Below are 17,821 nucleotides of genomic sequence, written 5' to 3' on the forward strand. Positions count from 1 at the left end.
CCCTGATTACTGCTTGGCGGCGGCGGTGTTGGCCGCCTGCGGCTGCTGCGCGTTGGCGCCGGCTTCGGTGGCGACCACCTCAACGCCCGGACGCACCATCTGCAAGCCTTCCACGATGACCTTGTCGCCGGCGGCCAGGCCGGCGGTGACCAGCCACTTGTCGCCGATGGCGCGGTCGGTCTTCAGCTCACGCAATTCCACCTGGTTCTTGGCGTTGACGACCAGCGCCGTCGGCAGGCCGCGCTGATTGCGCGTCACGCCGCGTTGCGGCACCAGCAGGCCGTCGGCGGCCACGCCGTCGGCCAGGCGGGCGCGCACGAACATGCCCGGCAACAGGCGGCGGTCCGGGTTGGGGAACACGGCGCGCAAGGTGATCGAGCCCGTGCCCTGGTCCACCGTCACTTCCGAGAACTGGAGCTTGCCGGTCTGCGTGTATTGCGAACCGTCTTCCAGGGTCAGCGTCACGAGCGCGGCCTGTTCGCCGTCCGCCCGCTTCAGCTGGCCGCTGGCCAGTGCGTCCTGCAGGCGCAGGAGCTGGACGCTGGATTGGGTCACATCGACGTAGATCGGGTCAATTTGCTGCACTGCAGCCAACGCATTGGTCTGGTTGGCCGTGACCAGCGCGCCCTCGGTAACCGCGGAGCGGCCGATGATGCCGCCGATCGGCGACAGCACCTTGGTGTAGACGAGGTTGATGCGCGCCGTGTCCAGGGCGGCCTTGGCCGACAGCACGTCGGCGGCCGCCTGGTCGCGCGAGGCGACGGCGTTGTCGTAGGTCTGCTGGCTGACGGCGCGGGTGGCCACCAGCGGCTTGTAGCGCTCGGCCAGCAAGGCCGCCGTCTTCTGCTGCGCCTGGGCGCGCGCCAGAGCGGCCTTCTGGCTGTCCACGCTGGCCTGGTAGAGGGCGGGGTCGATCTGATAGAGCTGTTCGCCCGCCTTGACCTCTCCGCCTTCGGTGAAGAGGCGCTTCTGGACGATGCCATTGACCTGCGGGCGCACTTCGGCCACGCGGAACGGCGAGGTGCGGCCCGGCAATTCGGTGGTGAGGGAAACAGGTTGCGTGGTCAGGGTGACGACCGTGACTTGCGGCTTGCCCGCCTGGGGAGCGTCCTGCTTCTTGCCGCAAGCGGCCAAGGTGAGAGCCGATGCCGTCAGCGCGACGACGGCCGCACTGCGCCACATAGCGCTTTTCTTATTCATAAGTTGCATTCCCGATTTCCAAAAAATAAAGCCCCCACGCTGCACACGCTTCGCGTGCTTGCTGCCCCCCGAGGGGGCCGTGTTTGCCTAGGGGCGGCCCGGCGGCAAATTAGAAAAACCCCCACGCTGCACACGCTTCGCGTGCTTGCTGCCCCCCAAGGGGGCCGAGTTTGCCTTGGGGCGGCCCGGCGGCAAACAAAATCCCTGCCAGACCGCGATAATCCGGTCCGTGCGCATCGACTGGGGTGGTTTCGCGTTGAACACGCAAGCTGGGCTTTGTCGCATTGCTGCATTGCAGAACTCGCATTCTGAGTTATCCCGCCCAAGAAACAAAGGGGCGCAATGAGAAAACATCATTCCATTTATGGGACAATTATGAGATCTCCACTATGACAAAATCCTGTCATGAAACGACTACAGGGCATGGAACTCTTCGTCGAGGTCGCGAAAACGCATAGTTTTAGCCGCGCCGCGGCAACCCTTGGCGTCCCCAAATCCACCTTGTCTCGCCAGGTGGCCGAATTGGAACGATCCGTCGGCTTGCGGCTGCTCAGCCGCACCACTCGCAAGGTCGAACTCACCGACGCGGGCCGGCTGTACTTCGAACGCTGCCAGCGCATCGTCGCCGAGGCGCAGATCGCCCATGAAGAACTGCAAAAGCTGGTGGACACGCCCGCGGGGCCGCTGCGGGTGAACATGCCCGCGGATTTCGGCACGGACTTCCTGGCTGAGTCATTCATGGAGTTTTCCCGCCGATATCCCGATGTGACGTTTTTCCTGGATCTGGCCAATCCGGACCATGCTTCGCGCGTGTTCCAGACCTGCGATGTTTCGATCGAGATCGGGGACCTGCCCGACTCGACGCAGATTGCAAGGCTCCTGGGCATGCTGCCCGCCCACCTGTACGCCTCGCGCGAATATCTGGAGAAGCACGGCGAACCGCGGCACCCCAGCGACCTGACCCGGCACGAATGCATAGAATTCCGCGCGGAAGGCGCCGGGCGCGTGACCCGCTGGCCGCTGACCAATGGCGAGCAGCACATCGAATTCACGCCGGGCAACCGGTTTTCCGTCAATGGCGTCGCCATGGCACGCCGATTGGCCATGCTGGGCGCGGGCATCGCGGTGCTGGTGGGAGGTCAGCTGGCGGAGCAGCAATCCGGCCAATTGCAGCGCGTGCTGCCCGATTGGCAACTGGGCCCGTTCCCCGTCCATGCGGTGACGGAGACGCGGCTGTTGCCCGCCAAGACCCGGATCTTCATCGAATTCCTGATGGAGCGCCTGGGCAGCAAACGGCAAGCGAAGGATACCCCCGCTTTCATGAAATGAAGGGGGGACGGAAACAGATTGAAAAATCTGATGGCCGCCGACATCACTTGTCGCGACGCTTGACCAATCGGGCGCCAGCCCGGCGGGTCAGAAGGCCTCGTCGTCGCGCAGGTAGCGCCATTGACCCAGCGGCAATTCGCCCAGGGCCACGCGGCCGATGCGCACGCGCTTCAAGCCCACCACTTTCAGGCCCACCAGTTCGCACATGCGGCGGATCTGGCGTTTCTTGCCTTCGCGCAGCACGAAACGCAGCTGGTCGTGGTTCTGCCAGCGCACCTGCGCCGGCTTGAGCGCCTTGCCGTCGAGCGACAGGCCGTGGTTCAGCAAGGCCAGCCCGTTGTCCGACAGGTCGCCCTGCACGCGCACCAGGTATTCCTTGTCGACGCTGGAGTCCTCGCCGATCAGGTGCTTGGCGATGCGGCCGTCCTGAGTCAGCACCAGCAGACCCTGCGAATCGATGTCCAGCCGGCCGGCCACGGCCAGGCCTTCCAGGTGCGCGCGCTCGAACCGCTGCGGCGCCCTGTCGCCGGCGTAGCGCGAACGCGCGTCGATCAGCGCCACCGCGGGCGTATAGCCTTTTTCGGCCTGGCCCGACACATAGCCCACGGGCTTGTTGATCAAAATGGTGACCCGCGAGGTCTGGCGCGCCTGCGCGGCGCGTTCCAGCGTGATGACCTGGTCGGGAAAGGCCCGGGCGCCCAATTCGGACACCACGACGCCGTCCACGCGGACCCAGCCGCGTTCGATATAGCTGTCGGCCTCGCGGCGCGAGCAGAGTCCGCGCTCGGACATGAGCTTGGAGATACGTACTTTTTCCATGGGCGGTATTGTATGCGGACCGCCGGACCCGCATCCGGAAGGCATCCCTGCGGCACTACGACGCATGGGGCCTGTCAGCCAGGCTTGGCATAATACGCAGCCATGATGAAACCCGCAGCACATCGCCCTCCCCTGGCCGCAGGCTGGCTGGCCGACGCCCCGCCCATCCTGCCCCCCGCCCAACGCCACTGGCTGTTCCGCCCGGGCGCGCTGACCGCCGGGCTGCGCCAGGTCGGCCAGGTCCGGCTGCGGGTGCTGGCCGAGTACGCCGACGGCGCCCCGCCGGACGAGGCCCGCGCCATGCGCATCGCGCCCGGCGCGCCTGTCTGGATCCGCGAAGTGCTCATGTCCGTCAACGGCGTGGACAGCGTGCCGGCGCGCAGCCTGACCCCGCTGACCGCCTCGCATGGCGCCTGGCAGGGCATGCGCCGCCTGCTGACCCGGCCGCTGGCCGACATGCTGTATCACGACAGCACCGTCATCCGGTCGCCGTTTGCCTGCCGCCGCCTCGCGTCGCCCGTGCCGTTCTATGCCACCGCGCGCGGCGTATTGGCGCCCGAGCGCCGCGACCTGCAGGCCGCGCGCATCTGGGCGCGCCGCTCGGTGTTCTGGCGCCAGGGCCAGCCGCTGCTGGTGGCGGAGTGCTTTCTTCCGGAATTCTGGGAACTGATCGGCGATCAGCCCGTGCCGCCGCTGGTGCCGCACCAGCGCACGCCGCGCTGACGCGGCGGGCGGTGTTCCGCCCGGACCTCAACCCTCGTAGCGCCGCCCCTGCTCCAGCAGCTCGGGCGTGCCGATCACCGCGTTCAGGCCGTCGAAGTCCAGCATCTTTTCCTTCCACGGCGCGGTCGTGCCCTGCTGTCGCAGGCTGCCGTAATAGCCTTGCAGGGTATGCGCCACGGCGCGCGCGGTGCCGCCCGGAAAGATGACGATGCGAAATCCCTGCGTCGTCAGCGCGTCGGCGCTTTGCACCGGCGTCTTGCCGCCCTCCACCATGTTGGCCAGCAGCGGCACGCGCGCGGCGAAGCGATCGCAGGCCGCCCGCATCTGTTCCGGCGTGCGCAGGGCTTCGATGAAGAGCGCGTCGGCGCCGGCTTCCAGATAGGACTCGGCACGGTCCAGCGCGGCTTCCAGGCCGTCGACCGCCAGCGCGTCGGTGCGCGCCAGGATCAGCGTGGACGCGTGCACCCGGGCGTCGACGGCGGCGCGCAGCTTGCCGCACATCTCGGCGGCGGGGATCACGGTCTTGCCGTCGAGGTGGCCACAGCGCTTGGGAAAGGTCTGGTCTTCCAGCTGGATCATGGCCGCACCCGCCCGCTCGAAGCCGCGCACGGTGCGCTGCGTGTTCAGCGCATTGCCAAAGCCGGTATCGGCATCGACGATGACGGGCGTGGCCACCCGTTCGGCAATGCGGGCCAGTGTGTCTTCGACCTCGGTGTACGTGGTCAGGCCGATGTCCGAGCGGCCCAGGCGCGTATAGGCGATGGACGCGCCGGACAGGTACAGCGCGCCAAAGCCCGCTTGTTCGGCCACCAGCGCCGACAAGGCGTCGTAGACGCCGGGAGCCAGCACGGCGCCTGCGGCCAGCTGTGTTTTCAGGTTCTGTTGCTGCATTGCATCCGGTTCCTAATCCAGGCCGCGCTCGAGCAGCGCCGCCGCGGTCGCCGCGGCGATATGGCCGCCCGCAACCGCACTGAGCAGACCGTTGCCGGACAGATAGCCCGACACGTCGTTGCCCGAAACGCCGCGGGCGGCACCGCCCGCGGCCAGCAAGTTCGGCAAGGCGCGGCCATCCTGGCCCAGGACGCGGCATTGCGCGTCGATGTCCAGCCCGCCTTGCGTATGAAACAGCGCGCCCGTCACCTTGACCGCGTGATACGGCGCCTGCAGGACGCGCTCGAAGCGGCGGCCCAGCGGGTCCGCGACGTCCGGGCCGACCGCGGCCAGGGTCCGATGCAGGACTTGCGCATCGCACCCGATCAGCGCGGCCAGCTCGGCTACGCCGGCGCAGGTTTTCAAGGCCTGGCCCGACTCGGCCAGGACGAAATCCGGAAAGCCGCGGGCCAGCGCCAGCGTGCGGTCGTCGAATACGTTCCAGGCCACGGAGCCCGGCTGCGCCAGCACGTGGACGGCCGCCTCGGAATAGCCGTGGGTCTCGTCATGAAAACGCTGGCCATCGCGGTTGATCTGCACGCCGCCGTCCATCATCACGGCCCAGGAAATCAGCGCGCCCTGCGGCGTGGCCCAGGAGCCGTGGCCCTGGTAGCCGCCCAGGTCGGCCAGCCGCGCGCCCAGCTGCGTGCCCCATTCGATGGCGCTGCCGTCGTTGCCGGCGTGTCCGCCATAGATGGCGTCGCGCATGGCGGGCAGGTACCGGCCCACCATCGCCGCATTGCCGCCAAAGCCGTTGCAGGCCAGGATCAGGGCGTCGCAGCCGATCACGTCCATCGAACCGTCCGGCCGCTCGCAACCCACCGCCGTTACCCGGCCGCCGTCATCCACCCAGATCTCGCGGGCCAGCGCGCGCGTGAGCAGGTAGGCGCCCGCCCCGGTTGCCGCCCGCTCCAGCGCGGCCACCAGCGCCGCCCCGGTGCGCTCGGGCAAGGTATGCATGCGGCGGGCCGTGTGGCCCGGGTACAGAAAACCGTCCAGCACCTCGAACGCCAGCCCATGACGCGCCAGCGTGTCCATGGCCGCGGCGGCGGCGCCGGTGTAGGCGGCGACCAGGTCCGGCGCTGCCGTGCCGCCGGCCTTGGCCTGTATGTCCGCGGCAAAGCGTTGCGCGTCGTCCTCGATGCCGGCGGCGCGCTGCACCGCCGAGCCGGCCGCCGGTATGAAGCCGGACGAGAGGGCCGACGAGCCGCTGGGCGCGGCATCGCGTTCGATCAGCACGGTCTCGATGCCGGCGCTCGCCAGCCGCAGGGCGGCGGTCAGGCCGCAGGCGCCGGCGCCGATGATCGCCACCGGGACATGCATGGCGTCCGCGCCGGGCGCGGCGCCTCTTCTGACAACCGGCGCGCTCACGAGGCCAGCCTGTCCAGCAAGTCCTGGCAGGACACCACGTCGGCCACGGTGCGCAGATCCGCCAGCGCCGCGTCGTGCATGGCGGGCGTGGGCGCGGCGCAGCCATCGGCCAGCACCGTCACGTGGTAGTCGCGCATGTGGGCGTCGCGCGCCGTGCTGGCCACGCCGCCGTTGGTGACGATGCCGGCCACCACCACGCTGGAGATGCCCGCGCGGCGCAGCACCCAGTCCAGCTGCGTGTTGAAGAAGGCCGAGTACGCCACCTTCCAGACCGACACGTCGACCAGGCCGTCCAGTTCGGCCACATTGGCCTGCCCGGCCGAGCCGGCGACAAAGTCGCCCTTGCGCAGGAACGGGCGCAACTGCCTCAGATGCGGCGAGATCATGGGTTCGCCGTGCGCGTCCGGCCACAGTGTGAACAGGCTCGCCGCCACGAAACCGCCCTGCGCCTTGAGCGCGCGGGCCACGGGCGCCACGCGGGCGGGCAAGGCGCGCGCCTGCGAGCTGACCGCGCCGCCGCGGTCGTAGGCGCCGCCAGGCGCCAGGAAATCATTCTGCAGGTCGATGACGAGCAGCGCGGTGCTGCGGGGATCAAAGGGATGCATGGTCGGCTCCTACGAGTCAGTCCGGGCGATCAGCAGATTGCCCAGGGCATCGACGCGGCCGGCGAAGCCGGGCTCGATCCAGATGGTGGTGTCCGGCTGCTCCAGAATGGCCGGGCCGGCAACCTCGGCGCCCACCGGCAGGTCCAGGCGCGCATGGCGCACGGCGTCGCGCCACTGGCCGGCGTGGAACACCGCCTGCGTACCCAGCGGGGCTGGCATGTCCTGGCTGGTCGGGGCCAGCAGCGCCAGGTCGAACTTGGGCCGCTGGCCGATGCGGGCGTAGCGCAGGTTCAGGATGCGGACCGCGATGCCGGTCAGGCTGCGGCCGAAGGCGGCGCGGTAGGCTCGGTCGAACGCGGCGGCGATGCCCTCGCGGTTCAGGTCGCCGCGGCCGGTTTCCACGCGCACGGTATGGCTCTGGCCCACGTACAGCATATCCAGCTCGATGCTCTCGCGGATGCCTTCGAAGGCCACGCCGGCGGAGTCCAGCCGTTCCTGGCAGGCGCGGGCCAGCCCGTCGATGCGGGCCTGCAGGTCATCGGCATCCAGCGCGTCCAGCGCCACGTTCAGCGTCTGCACGCCGTCGTGGCGCATGTCGGCCATGACGCAGCCCAGCGCCGACGTCACCCCCGGGTAGCGCGGCACGATGCCGTGGGCGGCGTCCACCTCGTTCATCATGGCGCAGACATGCAGCGCGCCACCGCCGCCAAACGGCATGTAGGCGAATTTGCGCGGATCGTGGCCGCGCTCGATGGACACGACCCGGATGGCGCCCGCCATCTTGGCGTTGGCCACCGTCAGGATCGCTTCGGCCGCGGCGTGCACGTCCAGGCCCAGGGGCCTGGCGACGTGCTCTTCGATCGCGGCGCGCGCCAGCGCCACGTCCATGGTGGCCAGCAGCCCGCCGCCCAGCGGGCGTTCGGCCGCGATGCGGCCCAGCAGCACATTGGCATCGGTGACCGTGGGACGCGTGTTGCCGCGTCCGTAGCAGGCCGGGCCCGGGATGCTGCCGGCGGATTCGGGGCCGACCTGCAGCAGGCCGCCCGCGTCCACGCTGGCGATCGATCCGCCGCCCGCGCCTATGGTTTCGATCTGGATCATCGGCGCGCGCACCACCATGCCGAAGTCAATCGCCGTCTGCGCCGACAGCGAGGCTTCGCCGCCCGCCACCAGCGACACGTCGAACGAGGTGCCGCCCATGTCGCCGGTGACCACGTTCGGGAAGCCCGCCGCGCGCGCGATGGCCGCGCAGGCGATCACCCCTGCGGCCGGACCGGACAAGGCGGTGCGCACCGGCACGTCGCAAGCCGTCTGGCGCGACATGACGCCGCCATTGCTTTGCACCACCAGCAGTTCGCCCTCGAATCCGTGCTGTTGCAGGTCCGCCTCCAGCCGGGTCAGGTAGCTGCCCACCACCGGCTGCAGCGCGGCGTTCAGCACCGCGGTCGAGCAGCGCTCGAATTCCCGGATCTCCGGCAGCACTTCGGTGGCGGCCGTGACGTTGCCGTTCGGCCAGACCGCGCGCACGCGGGCCGCGGCCTGCGCTTCGTTGGCCGGATTGGCGTAGGCATTCACGAAGAACACGCAAACCGCGTCGCAGCCCTGCTCCAGCAGCGCGCGGGCCGCGGCTTCGACCTGGTCCAGGTCCACCGGCGTATGCAGGGTGCCGTCGGCCAGCACGCGCTCGCTGACTTCCAGTCGCAGGTCGCGCGGCACCACCGGTTCATAGTTGCCGCGCAGCCCCCAGGTCCGGGGCCGGTCGCGCCGGCGCATTTCCAGCACGTCGCGAAAGCCCTCGGTGGTGATGATGCCGGTGCGCGCCACCTTGCGTTCCAGCAGCGCGTTGGTGCCCACCGTGGTGCCATGCACGATGGTGGCGATGGCGCCCGCGCCGTCGGCCACGCGCGCGATGCCGTTCATGAAGCCGCGCGCTTCCTCGCCGCGGGTCGACGGAACCTTGACGACGCGCGCGGTGCCGCCCGCCTCGTCCAGCACGAAAAGATCCGTGAACGTACCGCCCACGTCCACGCCAACCACCAAACCTTGCGCCGCGCTCATGCCGACTGCTCCTTCAGAATATCGCTTACGTAGCCCATCTTGCGGTCGTGCTCAAGCGCCGCCGCGGCACGCCCCTCGGGCGCGCCATAGCCGCCCCCGCCGGGCGTCTCCAGGCGCACGCGGTCGCCGCGCCGCAGCTGGATGCCCAGCATCTTCGAGCTCATGGGCGGGGTTTGCCATTGGCCGTCCTGCTGATAGCGGAACACGTTCAGCGCGGCCTGGCCGCCGCCCGCGATGCCCTTGGGCGCGCTGCGGCCGCGTTCGCCGAAGATGAAGGCCTCGGCGCTGTCTTCCAGCAATTCGATTTCATAGATCGCGCCCAGGCCACCGCGATGCGTGCCGGCGCCGGCCGAATCGGGGCGCAGCGCCCATTGGGTGAAGCGCACCGGATACGCCGCCTCCAGGATTTCCAGCGGCGGAATGGTGGCGGTCGAGATGGGCGCGTTGCCGTGGCTCAGGCCGTCGCCGTCCGAATGGCCGCCATGGCCGCCGCCGAAAAAGCTGAACATCACCCAGCGCTGACCCTTGCGCGCGGCGTCGCTGCGGTAGCCGGCGATCGACAGCGCATTGATGGTGCCGTAGGCCTGCGCCATGGCGCGTTCCGGCGCGGCCTGGGCCATGGCGCAGAAGATCACGTCGATCATGCGCAGAATGGTCTCGGTGTAGCCGCCCACGGGGCGGGGGCGGTCGGCCGAAATCACCAGGCCGTCGGGCAGCACCACTTCCACCGCGTCCAGCACCCCGGCATTGGCCGGCACATCCGGGAACAAGTGCTTGAGCGCCACATAGCAGGCCGCGATCGCGGTGGCGCGGGAGATATTCACCGGGCCCGCGCAGGCGGGCGAGGTGCCGGTGAAGTCCAGCGCCAGGCGGTCCCCGGCTATCGTCAGCGTCAGCGCGATGCGCAGTGGCGCGTCGCGCACGCCGTCGTTGTCCAGCATGTCCTCGAAGGAATATTCGCCGTCGGGCAGGCGAGAGATGTGATCGCGCATCAGGCGGCGCGCGCGTTCGCGCAAGGTGTCCAGGGACTCCAGCACGGTGGCGTCGCCATACTCGTCCAGCAGGCCGTCCAGCCGGCGCGCGCCCAGTTCAAGCGCCGCCAGCTGGCCGTTCAGGTCGCCCCACAGGCTGTCGGGCAGGCGGGTGTTGGCCTTCAGGATGGCCAGCACGTCCTGGTCCAGCACGCCGGCGCGCAGGATGCGCACGGGCGGGATCTGCACGGCCTCCTGCCAGCATTCGGTGGCGGCCGGGTTGTAGTTGCCGGGCACCGCGCCGCCCACGTCGTGCCAGTGCGCGGCCGACGCCAGAAAGCAGAACAGGCGGCCGTCGCGGAACACCGGCCGCACCAGCTTGAAGTCGTTGGCGTGCGTGCCGCCTTCGTAAGGATCGTTGAACAGCCAGACGTCGCCGTCCACCATGCCGCCGCGCCCGGCCGCGGCCTTGGCCGCCGCCTTGACGGCGAACGCCATCGCGCCCACGAAGACGGGCAAGCCCGACTTGCCCTGGATCAGGGTGGCGCCGGTGGCGGCGTCGTACATGCCGTGGCAGGCGTCATGCGCCTCGGCGATGATGGGGTTGAACGCACTGCGGTACAGCGTGGCGTCCATTTCGTCGGCAATCTGTTCCAGGCGGCCCTTCAGGACCGCCAGGGTGACGGGATCAAGCATGATGTTCTTCCTAAGAGGTTTGACGCTGTTTCAGCAGATTCAGCAGTCCGCCGGCCTGCACCATTTCCAGAAGAAAGGCGGGCACGGTCTCGCAGTGCAATTCGGCAGGGACGGCGCCGGCGCGGTCGATGCGCCCCGCGGCCGGATCCAGCGCGATGCGTTCGCCTTCGGCCAGGGTCTCGGCCTGTTCGCAGGTCAGCAGCAGCAGGCCCACATTGAACGCGTTGCGGAAATACAGGCCGTTGAAGGACGGCGCGATCACCGCGGCCACGCCCAGGCGGACCAGGGCTGCCGCGGCCTGTTCGCGCGACGAGCCGATGCCGAAGTTCGGCCCCGCCACCAGCACGTCGCCCGGCCGAACCTGGGCCGCGAACTCGGGCCGCACCCGTTGCAGGCAATGGCGCGCGATCTCGTCGATGCCGAATTTCATATAGGCGCCCGGGGCCAGCGCGTCGGTGTCGATGTCGGCGCCCACCCGCCAGACGCGGTGCGTAGTCGTGCGATCCGTCATGCCATGAACTCCCGGGGATCTGCGATGCGGCCGGCCACGGCCGACGCCGCGACCGTGTAGGGCGAAGCCAGGTAGACCTGCGCGGTCTCGGAGCCCATGCGCCCCTTGAAGTTGCGCGCGGTGGTGGAGATGACGCTGGCGCCGTCCGGAATGGACCCGCCGTAGCCCGCGCAAGCGCCGCAGGACGTGGGCAGGACATCCGCCCCGGCCTCGCGCAGCACGCGCATGGCGCCTTCCTGCTCGGCCTGTTCCTGGTCCTGCCGGCTGGCCGGCGCCACCATCAGCCGCATGCCGTCGGCCAGGCGGCGTCCGCGCAGTACGCTGGCCGCGGCGCGCAGATCTTCCAGCTTGGCGCCGGTGCAGGCGCCGATATACGCCACCTGCACCGGCACATCCTTGTACTGGTCCACGTCGCGCGCGTTGGCGGGGCTGTGCGGCGCGGCGACCTGGGGCGCCAGCGCGGCGGCATCGAAATCGTGCCATTCCGCGTCCGCGCCCGGATCGCTTTGCCAGCGCGCCAGATCCAGCTCCGCCGCCACGCCCGCCTCGCGCAGGTAGGCGGCGGTGGTCTCGTCCGGCGCGATCAGGCCGACCTGCGAGCCCAGCTCGGCGCTCATGTTCGACAGCGTCATGCGTTCCTGCATGGACAGCGCGCGCACGGCTTCGCCGCAGAATTCCACGGCCTGATAGCGCCCGCCGTTCATGCCGTAACGGCCGATCATGTGCAGCATCATGTCCTTGGCGGTGACGCCGCCGCCCAGACGGCCGCTCCAGCGCATCATCAGCGTCCTGGGCACCTTGACCCAGATCTGGCCGGTGACCGCCACGCCCAGCATCTCGGTGCTGCCGATTCCGAACATATAGGCGCCGAACGCCCCGCCGGTGGGCGAATGCGAATCGCCGCCCACGCAGAACATGCCGGGCCGGATGTGGCCGTGCTGCGGCACGACCACGTGGCAGATGCCGACGGAGTCATACACGTTGGGCAGTTGCTGCCCGGCGGCCCAGTCGCGCGCGATGCGCACGATGCGGCGCGATTCGTCGTCGGATTCCGGAACATAGTGGTCGATGACAAGCACCACCTTGGAGCGGTCCCACAGCGTGGCGCCCAGTTCTTCCAGCATGGGCTGCAGACGCCGCGGGCCGCTGGAATCGTGGAACATCGCCAGGTCCACCGCGCAGGTCACGATTTCGCCCTCGGCCACCGCAGGGCGCCCGCAGGCCGCCGCGATCAGCTTCTGAGCCAGGGTTTGAGGCTGGGCCATCGCTACATTCCAAGATAGGCGCGACGCACGTCGTCGCTGGCCAGCAGTTCCGCGCAGGCGCCGCTATGGCGCACCGCACCGTTTTCCAGCACATAGGCGCGCTGCCCCGTTTCCAGGGAGAGCCCCACGTTCTGTTCCACCAGCAGGATGGCGAGCCCGTCGCCGTGCAGCCGCTGGATCAGGCCGAACAATTCCTCGACCATCAGCGGCGACAGGCCCAGCGAGGGCTCGTCCAGGATCAGCAGCCGCGGTTCGGCCATCAGGCCCCGGCCGATCGCCAGCATCTGCTGCTCGCCGCCGGACATGGTGCCGGCCAGCTGCGCCAGCCGCTCGCGCAGCCGCGGAAAGATCTCCAGCACCTTGTCCAGGTTGGCGGCCCGGCGTTCGCGCGCCCGGGCGAAGGAGCCCAGCTCCAGGTTTTCGCGCACGCTCAGGTTGGGGAAGATGCGGCGGCCTTCTGGCACCTGGATCAATCCCGCCTGCACCACCTGGCGGTAATGGCGGCCGGTCAGGTCCTGGCCCTCGAAGCGCACGGAGCCGCCCCACGGCCGGCACAGCCCGCACACCGTATTGTTCAGCGTGGACTTACCCGCGCCGTTGCTGCCCAGCAGCACGACGATCTCGCCCGCGCCGACCTCCAGATCCACGCCGCGCAGCACTTCCATGCGCCCGTAGCCCGCGCGCAGGCCCTTGACCTCCAGCAGCGCGCTCATGACCGCGCTCCCTGGGCGGCAAGCCGGGCCGCCGCGCCGTGGCCCAGATAGGCCTCGACCACCTTGGGATCGCGCGTGACCTCGCCGGGCGTGCCCGACGCGATCAGCCGCCCTTGCGCCAGCACCCATACGTGTTCGGCCAGGCTCATCACCGCGCGCATCACGTGTTCGATCATCAATACGGTGACTCCGTCGTCCACCAGCTTTTTCACCACCGGGATCATTTCGTCGATCTCGCTGGGATTCAGCCCGGCCAGCACCTCGTCCAGCAGCAGCAGGCGCGGCCGGGTGGCCAGCGCGCGCGCCAGTTCCAGGCGCTTGCGCCCCGCCACGGTCAGGTCCGCCGCCGGCTTGTCCAGCGAGGCCTGCAGGTTGACGCGCGCCGCCACGGCCTCGGCCGCGGCCAGCGCCGCTTCGCGGTCCGCCAGGCGCAGGTGCGCGCCCACGGCGATGTTCTGGCGCACCGTCTGCGCGCCGAACGGCTGCACGATCTGGAAGGTGCGGGTCAGGCCCAGCCGCGCGGATTCATGCGGGGCGCGGCCGGTGATGTCCTGTCCCGCGAAATGCACGGAGCCGGCCCCGGGCTTGAGAAACCCGGACAGCAGCCCGAACAGCGTCGTCTTGCCCGCCCCGTTGGGCCCGACCAGCGCGGTCAGCGAGCCTTGCGGGACGTCCAGGCTCACGTCCTGGACGGCCTTCAGGCCGCCGAAGGTGATGGACAGATTGCGCGCTTGCAGCAGGAAGTCAGACACGGGCGCGCTCCTTGAAACCAAACAGGCGGCCCAGGGACTGGCCGCAGCCGGTGATGCCGCGCGGCAGGAACATCACGATCACGATCAGCACCACGCCGTAGATCACCATGCTGATGCCCGGCAGCTCGCCGAACAGGTTGCGGGTCAGGTCGGCCAGCACATGCAAGGTCACCGCGCCCAGCAGCGGCCCCCACAAGGTGCCCATGCCGCCGACGATGGCGCCCACCAGGGCCTCGACCGAGACGGCCGAGCCGAACGCGATGCCCGGGTCGATGTATTGGAAGACCTGCACATAGAAGGCGCCGGCGGCGCTCATGAACGCCGCGGACAGCGCGATGCCGCCCAGCTTGACGCGCAGCGGATTCACACCGATGGCGCGCGCGGCGTCTTCGTTGTCGCGCACCGCCTGCAGATAGGCGCCAAAGCGCGAATGGCGCAGCCAGGCGGTGACCAGCAGGGCCAGCAGCACAAAGCCCAGCAGCAGGTAGATGTAGCCCCGGCGCGAGCCGAACTGCATGTTGGCCACGCCCTCTTGCAGCGGCACCATCAGCCCGACCCCGCCTCCGGTGAACGAGGCGGACAGCGCCAGGATGCGGAACACCTCGGCAAAGGCCAGCGTCACCAGCGCGAAGTACGAACCCTTCAGCCCGTAGCGGAAGGTCAGCCCGCCCACCGCCGCGCCGACCAGCGCGCCCAGGGCGATCGCCATGGGCAGCACCAGCCAGGGGTTCAGGCCCAGATTCAACTGGCCCAGCGCCTGCGCATAAGCGCCCACGCCAAAGAACAGCGCGTGCCCGAAGGACAACTGGCCGCCGTAGCCGCCCAGGATGTTCCAGGCCTGCGACAACAGGGCCGCGTACAGCGACATCATCACGAACGTCAGCAGCACGCCCGATTGGGCCAGCGCGGCAACCGCCGTCAAGGCCACCCCAAAAAGCGCGATTGCGCAAAGATCCCTTTTCATGGTCAGCCCCTCGCCCCGAACAGCCCCTGCGGGCGAAACAGCAGCACCGCGATGAAGATCGCGAAAATGCCCATCTGGCCCAGCGAGTCGCCCAGGAACAGGCCCCCGATGGACTCCACCACGCCGATCAGCAGTCCGCCCACCAGCGCCCCCACGAAACTGCCCATGCCGCCCAGCACCACGATGGTGAACGCGACCAGCACGAAGCCGCTGCCCACCTGCGGATTCACGTAGTAGGCAGGCAGCAGGAAACAGGCGGCCGCTCCCAGGCAGGCCATGCCTATGCCAAAGGACAGCGCGTAGACCTTCTCCACGTCGATGCCCATCAGCCTGGCGCCCTGCTTCTCGCGGGCGACGGCCCGGATCGCGCGGCCCAGGTCGGTGCTGCGGATGATCCAGAACAGCACCGCCGCCACCGCCAGCGCGCCGAAGAACGCAATGACCTTGGGCAGCGCGATCATGGCGGGCCCGATCTCGACCGTGGACAAGGTGTAGGCGGTGTCGATGCTGCGCGTGTCCGACTTGAACCAGACCAGCGCCAGGTTTTCCAGCACGATGGCCAGGCCCAGCGTCACCAGCAGGATGTTCTCGTCCTTGCCATGGCTGGCGCGGTTGATCACGAACCGCTGCAGCGCATAGCCCAGCGCAAACATCCCCGCCACCACCAGCGGCAAGGCGGCGTAGGGGTCGATGCCCAGCCGGTCCTTGAGCAGATAGACGGCGTAGAGCGCAACCATGAGCGCCGCCCCATGGGCGAAGTTGATGATGTGCAGCACCCCGTAGATCAGGGTCAGGCCCAGGGCGATCAGCGCGTATACCGCGCCGGTCGTCAGGCCATTGAGCACCGAGGAAAAGAGGATGGCGGGATCCAGCATGCGTCTGCTCAGGCCTTAAGCGGGAAGACGGCGTCGGCCTGGCGGTAGTCCACCGGGAAGATCACCTTGATGTCGCCGCCGATCACCTGCGTCAGCAAGGGCTGGGCGCCGGTGTTCTGGCCGTTCACGAAGCGCGTGGGGCCGTAGGGCATCAGGTTGTCCTGGAACGTGCTGGCGGCCAGCGCGTCGATGATCGCCGCCCGGTCGGCGGACTTGGCGCGTTCCAGCGCATCGGCCAGCAGCAGCATCGCCGTATAGGTCATGAAGACCTCGTAGCTGAAATAGGCGCCCTTCTCTTCCACGCGGGCCTTCAGCGGCGCCACGCGCGCATCCTTGGGGTTGAACCAGTGGTTGCAGTCGATGATGCCGTTGGCGATGTCCGGGAACTCCTTCAGGAATTTATAGCTGGACGCGGCGCCCCCCAGTACCGAGTAGATGGCCTTGGGCTGCACCTTCTGCTGCTTCATGGCGCGCAGCAGCAAGGCATATTCGTTGTAGTAGTTGGCCGGGATCACGATGTCGGGGTTCACCGACTTCATGCGCAGCACGATGTTGTTGAAGTCGCGGGTGGGGTTGGGGTGCTTGACCACTTCCTTCACCTCGAAGCCGTGCTGCGGCAGCGACTTGGACAGCAGCGCCGCGGTGCCGGTGCCAAAGAGCGAATCCTCGTGCACGATCATCACGGTCTTGGCCGGCTTGCCGGCCGCGTCGTTCAGCGCCGCCAGGTCGATGATGGCGCGCTCGCTGCAAGCGCGGTAGCCGGGCCCGAAACGGAAGGTGTTCTTCAGGCCGCGCTCGACGATCTGGTCGGCCACGCCCACGTCCACCACGTGCGGCAGGTTGTACTTGGCCGCGGTCTGCGTCGTGGCCAGGCAGATGGCCGACGCGTAGGCGCCCACGATGGCCGACACGCCCGCCTCGTTCATTTTCTCGACTTCCGCCGAGCCCGCCTCGGGGCGCGATTGCGCGTCGCCCAATACGGCCTGCAGCGGCGCGCCGCCCAGCGACTTGATGCCGCCGGCCTTGTTGATGTCCTCGATCGCCAGCAGCGCGCCCAGGCGGCATTGCTGCCCCGAATAGGCCAGCGCCCCGGTCACCGGATGCAGCACGCCGACCTTCACGGGCGTGGCGCCCTGGGACCGGGCCACCCAGGGCGCGGACACGAGAGCCGCCGCGGCGGCGGATTGATAGAGGAAGGTGCGGCGCGAATTCATGAGGGGATCTCCGAGGGGTTCAATGAAATTGGGCCGACAGCTCTTCGCTGACCCAGACCTTGGCGTCGATGCTGCCGACGCGCGACAACTGCAACTGGTATTGATAGCGATCGGGCCGGTACAGACCCTGCAGCAGCTGCACCGGCCGGTCGTTCACGTCGCGCACGACCCGCGTCACCGCCAGCAGCGCCGACCCCACCGAGACATCCAGGTGGCGCGCCACCTGCGCATCGGCCAGGCGCGCGGAAATGGTCTGCGTGGCGCCGCCGAACTCAACGCCGGCCGCCTCCAGCAGCATCAGCAGCGGTTCGCGTTCCAGGTCGTCGCGCGTGAAATCGGCCACGGCCTGCGGCACATAGGTGGTGATATGCGAGAGCGGTCCGGCCTCGGTGCTGCGCACGCGCAGGCTCTTGTGCACCGGCGTGCCGGGCGCGATGTGCAACGCCTCGGCCACCGCGGGCGGGGCGAATACGAGCGTGCTGTCCAGCACCTGCACCGAGGTGCGCAGACCCATGTTGACGATGTTCTCGAGCAGGCCGGTCAGGTGCGCTTTCTGTTGCGTGTTCGCGGCCGGCGCGCTGTTGGAATTGGAGGTTCCGCGCAAGGGCCAGGTCCCCAGGCCGGGCCGGCGCGACACCAGGCCGTCCGCCACCAGCATTTCCATGGCCTTGCGGATGGTGATGCGGGCCACGTCGAACTGGCTTGCCAGCGCGTGCTCCCCGGGTACGCCGTCCTGATCGAAGCGTCCTTCCTGCAATTGTTCGCGCAGGACGAGATAGATCTGGTGGTACTTCGGAAGTGGTAGTGAGGTTCCCATGACGGGAA

General features: G+C 69.0%; 17 protein-coding genes. 2 read left to right on the plus strand and 15 right to left on the minus strand.

The window, feature by feature from the left end:
* Positions 1-6 precede the first annotated feature (6 nt).
* Complete coding sequence (locus HLG70_RS10480; RefSeq protein ID WP_171661652.1) at positions 7-1,200, minus strand: efflux RND transporter periplasmic adaptor subunit; 1,194 nt, start codon at positions 1,198-1,200, stop codon at positions 7-9.
* A gap of 423 nt (positions 1,201-1,623) precedes the next feature.
* On the opposite strand from HLG70_RS10480, the gene HLG70_RS10485 reads away from it, so the two are divergent.
* Complete coding sequence (locus tag HLG70_RS10485) at positions 1,624-2,529, plus strand: LysR family transcriptional regulator (protein ID WP_171661677.1); 906 nt, start codon at positions 1,624-1,626, stop codon at positions 2,527-2,529.
* 87 nt (positions 2,530-2,616) lie between these two features.
* Here HLG70_RS10485 and HLG70_RS10490 read toward each other — a convergent pair whose 3' ends face one another.
* The gene (locus HLG70_RS10490; RefSeq protein ID WP_171661653.1) at positions 2,617-3,348 is read right to left on the minus strand and encodes a pseudouridine synthase; all 732 of its coding nucleotides are present in this window, start codon (positions 3,346-3,348) and stop codon (positions 2,617-2,619) included.
* Between the two features lie 102 nt (positions 3,349-3,450).
* Between HLG70_RS10490 and HLG70_RS10495 the strand changes: the two genes are divergently transcribed.
* Positions 3,451-4,071, plus strand: a complete 621-nt coding sequence (locus HLG70_RS10495) for a chorismate--pyruvate lyase family protein (protein ID WP_171661654.1) — start codon at positions 3,451-3,453, stop codon at positions 4,069-4,071.
* 27 nt (positions 4,072-4,098) lie between these two features.
* Here HLG70_RS10495 and HLG70_RS10500 read toward each other — a convergent pair whose 3' ends face one another.
* Genes HLG70_RS10500 through HLG70_RS10560 form a run of 13 tightly spaced genes read right to left on the minus strand, consistent with a single transcriptional unit; the run spans position 4,099 to position 17,813 of the window.
* Positions 4,099-4,962, minus strand: coding sequence for an isocitrate lyase/PEP mutase family protein (locus tag HLG70_RS10500; RefSeq protein ID WP_171661655.1), 864 nt, complete (start codon positions 4,960-4,962; stop codon positions 4,099-4,101).
* A gap of 12 nt (positions 4,963-4,974) precedes the next feature.
* Positions 4,975-6,372, minus strand: coding sequence for an FAD-dependent oxidoreductase (locus HLG70_RS10505; protein WP_171661656.1), 1,398 nt, complete (start codon positions 6,370-6,372; stop codon positions 4,975-4,977).
* Positions 6,369-6,977, minus strand: coding sequence for a cysteine hydrolase family protein (locus HLG70_RS10510; RefSeq protein ID WP_171661657.1), 609 nt, complete (start codon positions 6,975-6,977; stop codon positions 6,369-6,371). The genes HLG70_RS10505 and HLG70_RS10510 overlap by 4 nt, the downstream gene beginning before the upstream one ends.
* A gap of 9 nt (positions 6,978-6,986) precedes the next feature.
* Positions 6,987-9,035, minus strand: coding sequence for a hydantoinase/oxoprolinase family protein (locus HLG70_RS10515; protein ID WP_171661658.1), 2,049 nt, complete (start codon positions 9,033-9,035; stop codon positions 6,987-6,989).
* The gene (locus HLG70_RS10520) at positions 9,032-10,702 is read right to left on the minus strand and encodes a hydantoinase B/oxoprolinase family protein (protein WP_171661659.1); all 1,671 of its coding nucleotides are present in this window, start codon (positions 10,700-10,702) and stop codon (positions 9,032-9,034) included. The genes HLG70_RS10515 and HLG70_RS10520 overlap by 4 nt, the downstream gene beginning before the upstream one ends.
* 10 nt (positions 10,703-10,712) lie before the next feature.
* Positions 10,713-11,213 (minus strand): 3-isopropylmalate dehydratase, encoded by a 501-nt coding sequence (locus tag HLG70_RS10525; protein WP_171661660.1) that lies wholly within the window; start codon positions 11,211-11,213, stop codon positions 10,713-10,715.
* Positions 11,210-12,478 carry a 3-isopropylmalate dehydratase large subunit gene (locus tag HLG70_RS10530; RefSeq protein WP_171661661.1) on the minus strand — a complete coding sequence of 423 codons (1,269 nt, stop codon included), beginning with the start codon at positions 12,476-12,478 and terminating at the stop codon, positions 11,210-11,212. Before HLG70_RS10530 ends, HLG70_RS10525 begins: the two co-directional genes overlap by 4 nt.
* Before the next feature lie 2 nt (positions 12,479-12,480).
* The gene (locus tag HLG70_RS10535) at positions 12,481-13,191 is read right to left on the minus strand and encodes an ABC transporter ATP-binding protein (RefSeq protein ID WP_171661662.1); all 711 of its coding nucleotides are present in this window, start codon (positions 13,189-13,191) and stop codon (positions 12,481-12,483) included.
* Positions 13,188-13,943, minus strand: coding sequence for an ABC transporter ATP-binding protein (locus HLG70_RS10540; protein ID WP_171661663.1), 756 nt, complete (start codon positions 13,941-13,943; stop codon positions 13,188-13,190). The genes HLG70_RS10535 and HLG70_RS10540 overlap by 4 nt, the downstream gene beginning before the upstream one ends.
* A complete protein-coding gene (locus HLG70_RS10545) occupies positions 13,936-14,907 on the minus strand; it encodes a branched-chain amino acid ABC transporter permease (RefSeq protein ID WP_171661664.1) in 972 nt (323 codons plus the stop codon). The genes HLG70_RS10540 and HLG70_RS10545 overlap by 8 nt, the downstream gene beginning before the upstream one ends.
* Before the next feature lie 2 nt (positions 14,908-14,909).
* The gene (locus tag HLG70_RS10550; protein ID WP_171661665.1) at positions 14,910-15,782 is read right to left on the minus strand and encodes a branched-chain amino acid ABC transporter permease; all 873 of its coding nucleotides are present in this window, start codon (positions 15,780-15,782) and stop codon (positions 14,910-14,912) included.
* 8 nt (positions 15,783-15,790) lie between these two features.
* On the minus strand, positions 15,791-16,996 hold the full coding sequence (locus tag HLG70_RS10555) for an ABC transporter substrate-binding protein (RefSeq protein WP_171661666.1): 1,206 nt from the start codon (positions 16,994-16,996) through the stop codon (positions 15,791-15,793).
* Positions 16,997-17,015: 19 nt separating this feature from the next.
* The gene (locus HLG70_RS10560) at positions 17,016-17,813 is read right to left on the minus strand and encodes a GntR family transcriptional regulator (protein ID WP_171661667.1); all 798 of its coding nucleotides are present in this window, start codon (positions 17,811-17,813) and stop codon (positions 17,016-17,018) included.
* Positions 17,814-17,821 lie beyond the last annotated feature (8 nt).

It is taken from the genome of Achromobacter deleyi (genome assembly GCF_013116765.2).
GTDB classification, from domain to species: domain Bacteria; phylum Pseudomonadota; class Gammaproteobacteria; order Burkholderiales; family Burkholderiaceae_B; genus Achromobacter; species Achromobacter deleyi_A.

Excerpts from the sequence above, each read along its gene's own strand:
- HLG70_RS10480 (WP_171661652.1), bottom strand. The coding sequence starts at position 1,200 with ATGAATAAGAAAAGCGCTATGTGGCGCAGTGCGGCCGTCGTCGCGCTG.
- HLG70_RS10485 (WP_171661677.1), top strand. The coding sequence starts at position 1,624 with ATGGAACTCTTCGTCGAGGTCGCGAAAACGCATAGTTTTAGCCGCGCC.
- HLG70_RS10490 (WP_171661653.1), bottom strand. The coding sequence starts at position 3,348 with ATGGAAAAAGTACGTATCTCCAAGCTCATGTCCGAGCGCGGACTCTGC.
- HLG70_RS10495 (WP_171661654.1), top strand. The coding sequence starts at position 3,451 with ATGATGAAACCCGCAGCACATCGCCCTCCCCTGGCCGCAGGCTGGCTG.
- HLG70_RS10500 (WP_171661655.1), bottom strand. The coding sequence starts at position 4,962 with ATGCAGCAACAGAACCTGAAAACACAGCTGGCCGCAGGCGCCGTGCTG.
- HLG70_RS10510 (WP_171661657.1), bottom strand. The coding sequence starts at position 6,977 with ATGCATCCCTTTGATCCCCGCAGCACCGCGCTGCTCGTCATCGACCTG.
- HLG70_RS10515 (WP_171661658.1), bottom strand. The coding sequence starts at position 9,035 with ATGAGCGCGGCGCAAGGTTTGGTGGTTGGCGTGGACGTGGGCGGTACG.
- HLG70_RS10520 (WP_171661659.1), bottom strand. The coding sequence starts at position 10,702 with ATGCTTGATCCCGTCACCCTGGCGGTCCTGAAGGGCCGCCTGGAACAG.
- HLG70_RS10525 (WP_171661660.1), bottom strand. The coding sequence starts at position 11,213 with ATGACGGATCGCACGACTACGCACCGCGTCTGGCGGGTGGGCGCCGAC.
- HLG70_RS10530 (WP_171661661.1), bottom strand. The coding sequence starts at position 12,478 with ATGGCCCAGCCTCAAACCCTGGCTCAGAAGCTGATCGCGGCGGCCTGC.
- HLG70_RS10535 (WP_171661662.1), bottom strand. The coding sequence starts at position 13,191 with ATGAGCGCGCTGCTGGAGGTCAAGGGCCTGCGCGCGGGCTACGGGCGC.
- HLG70_RS10545 (WP_171661664.1), bottom strand. The coding sequence starts at position 14,907 with ATGAAAAGGGATCTTTGCGCAATCGCGCTTTTTGGGGTGGCCTTGACG.
- HLG70_RS10550 (WP_171661665.1), bottom strand. The coding sequence starts at position 15,782 with ATGCTGGATCCCGCCATCCTCTTTTCCTCGGTGCTCAATGGCCTGACG.
- HLG70_RS10555 (WP_171661666.1), bottom strand. The coding sequence starts at position 16,996 with ATGAATTCGCGCCGCACCTTCCTCTATCAATCCGCCGCCGCGGCGGCT.
- HLG70_RS10560 (WP_171661667.1), bottom strand. The coding sequence starts at position 17,813 with ATGGGAACCTCACTACCACTTCCGAAGTACCACCAGATCTATCTCGTC.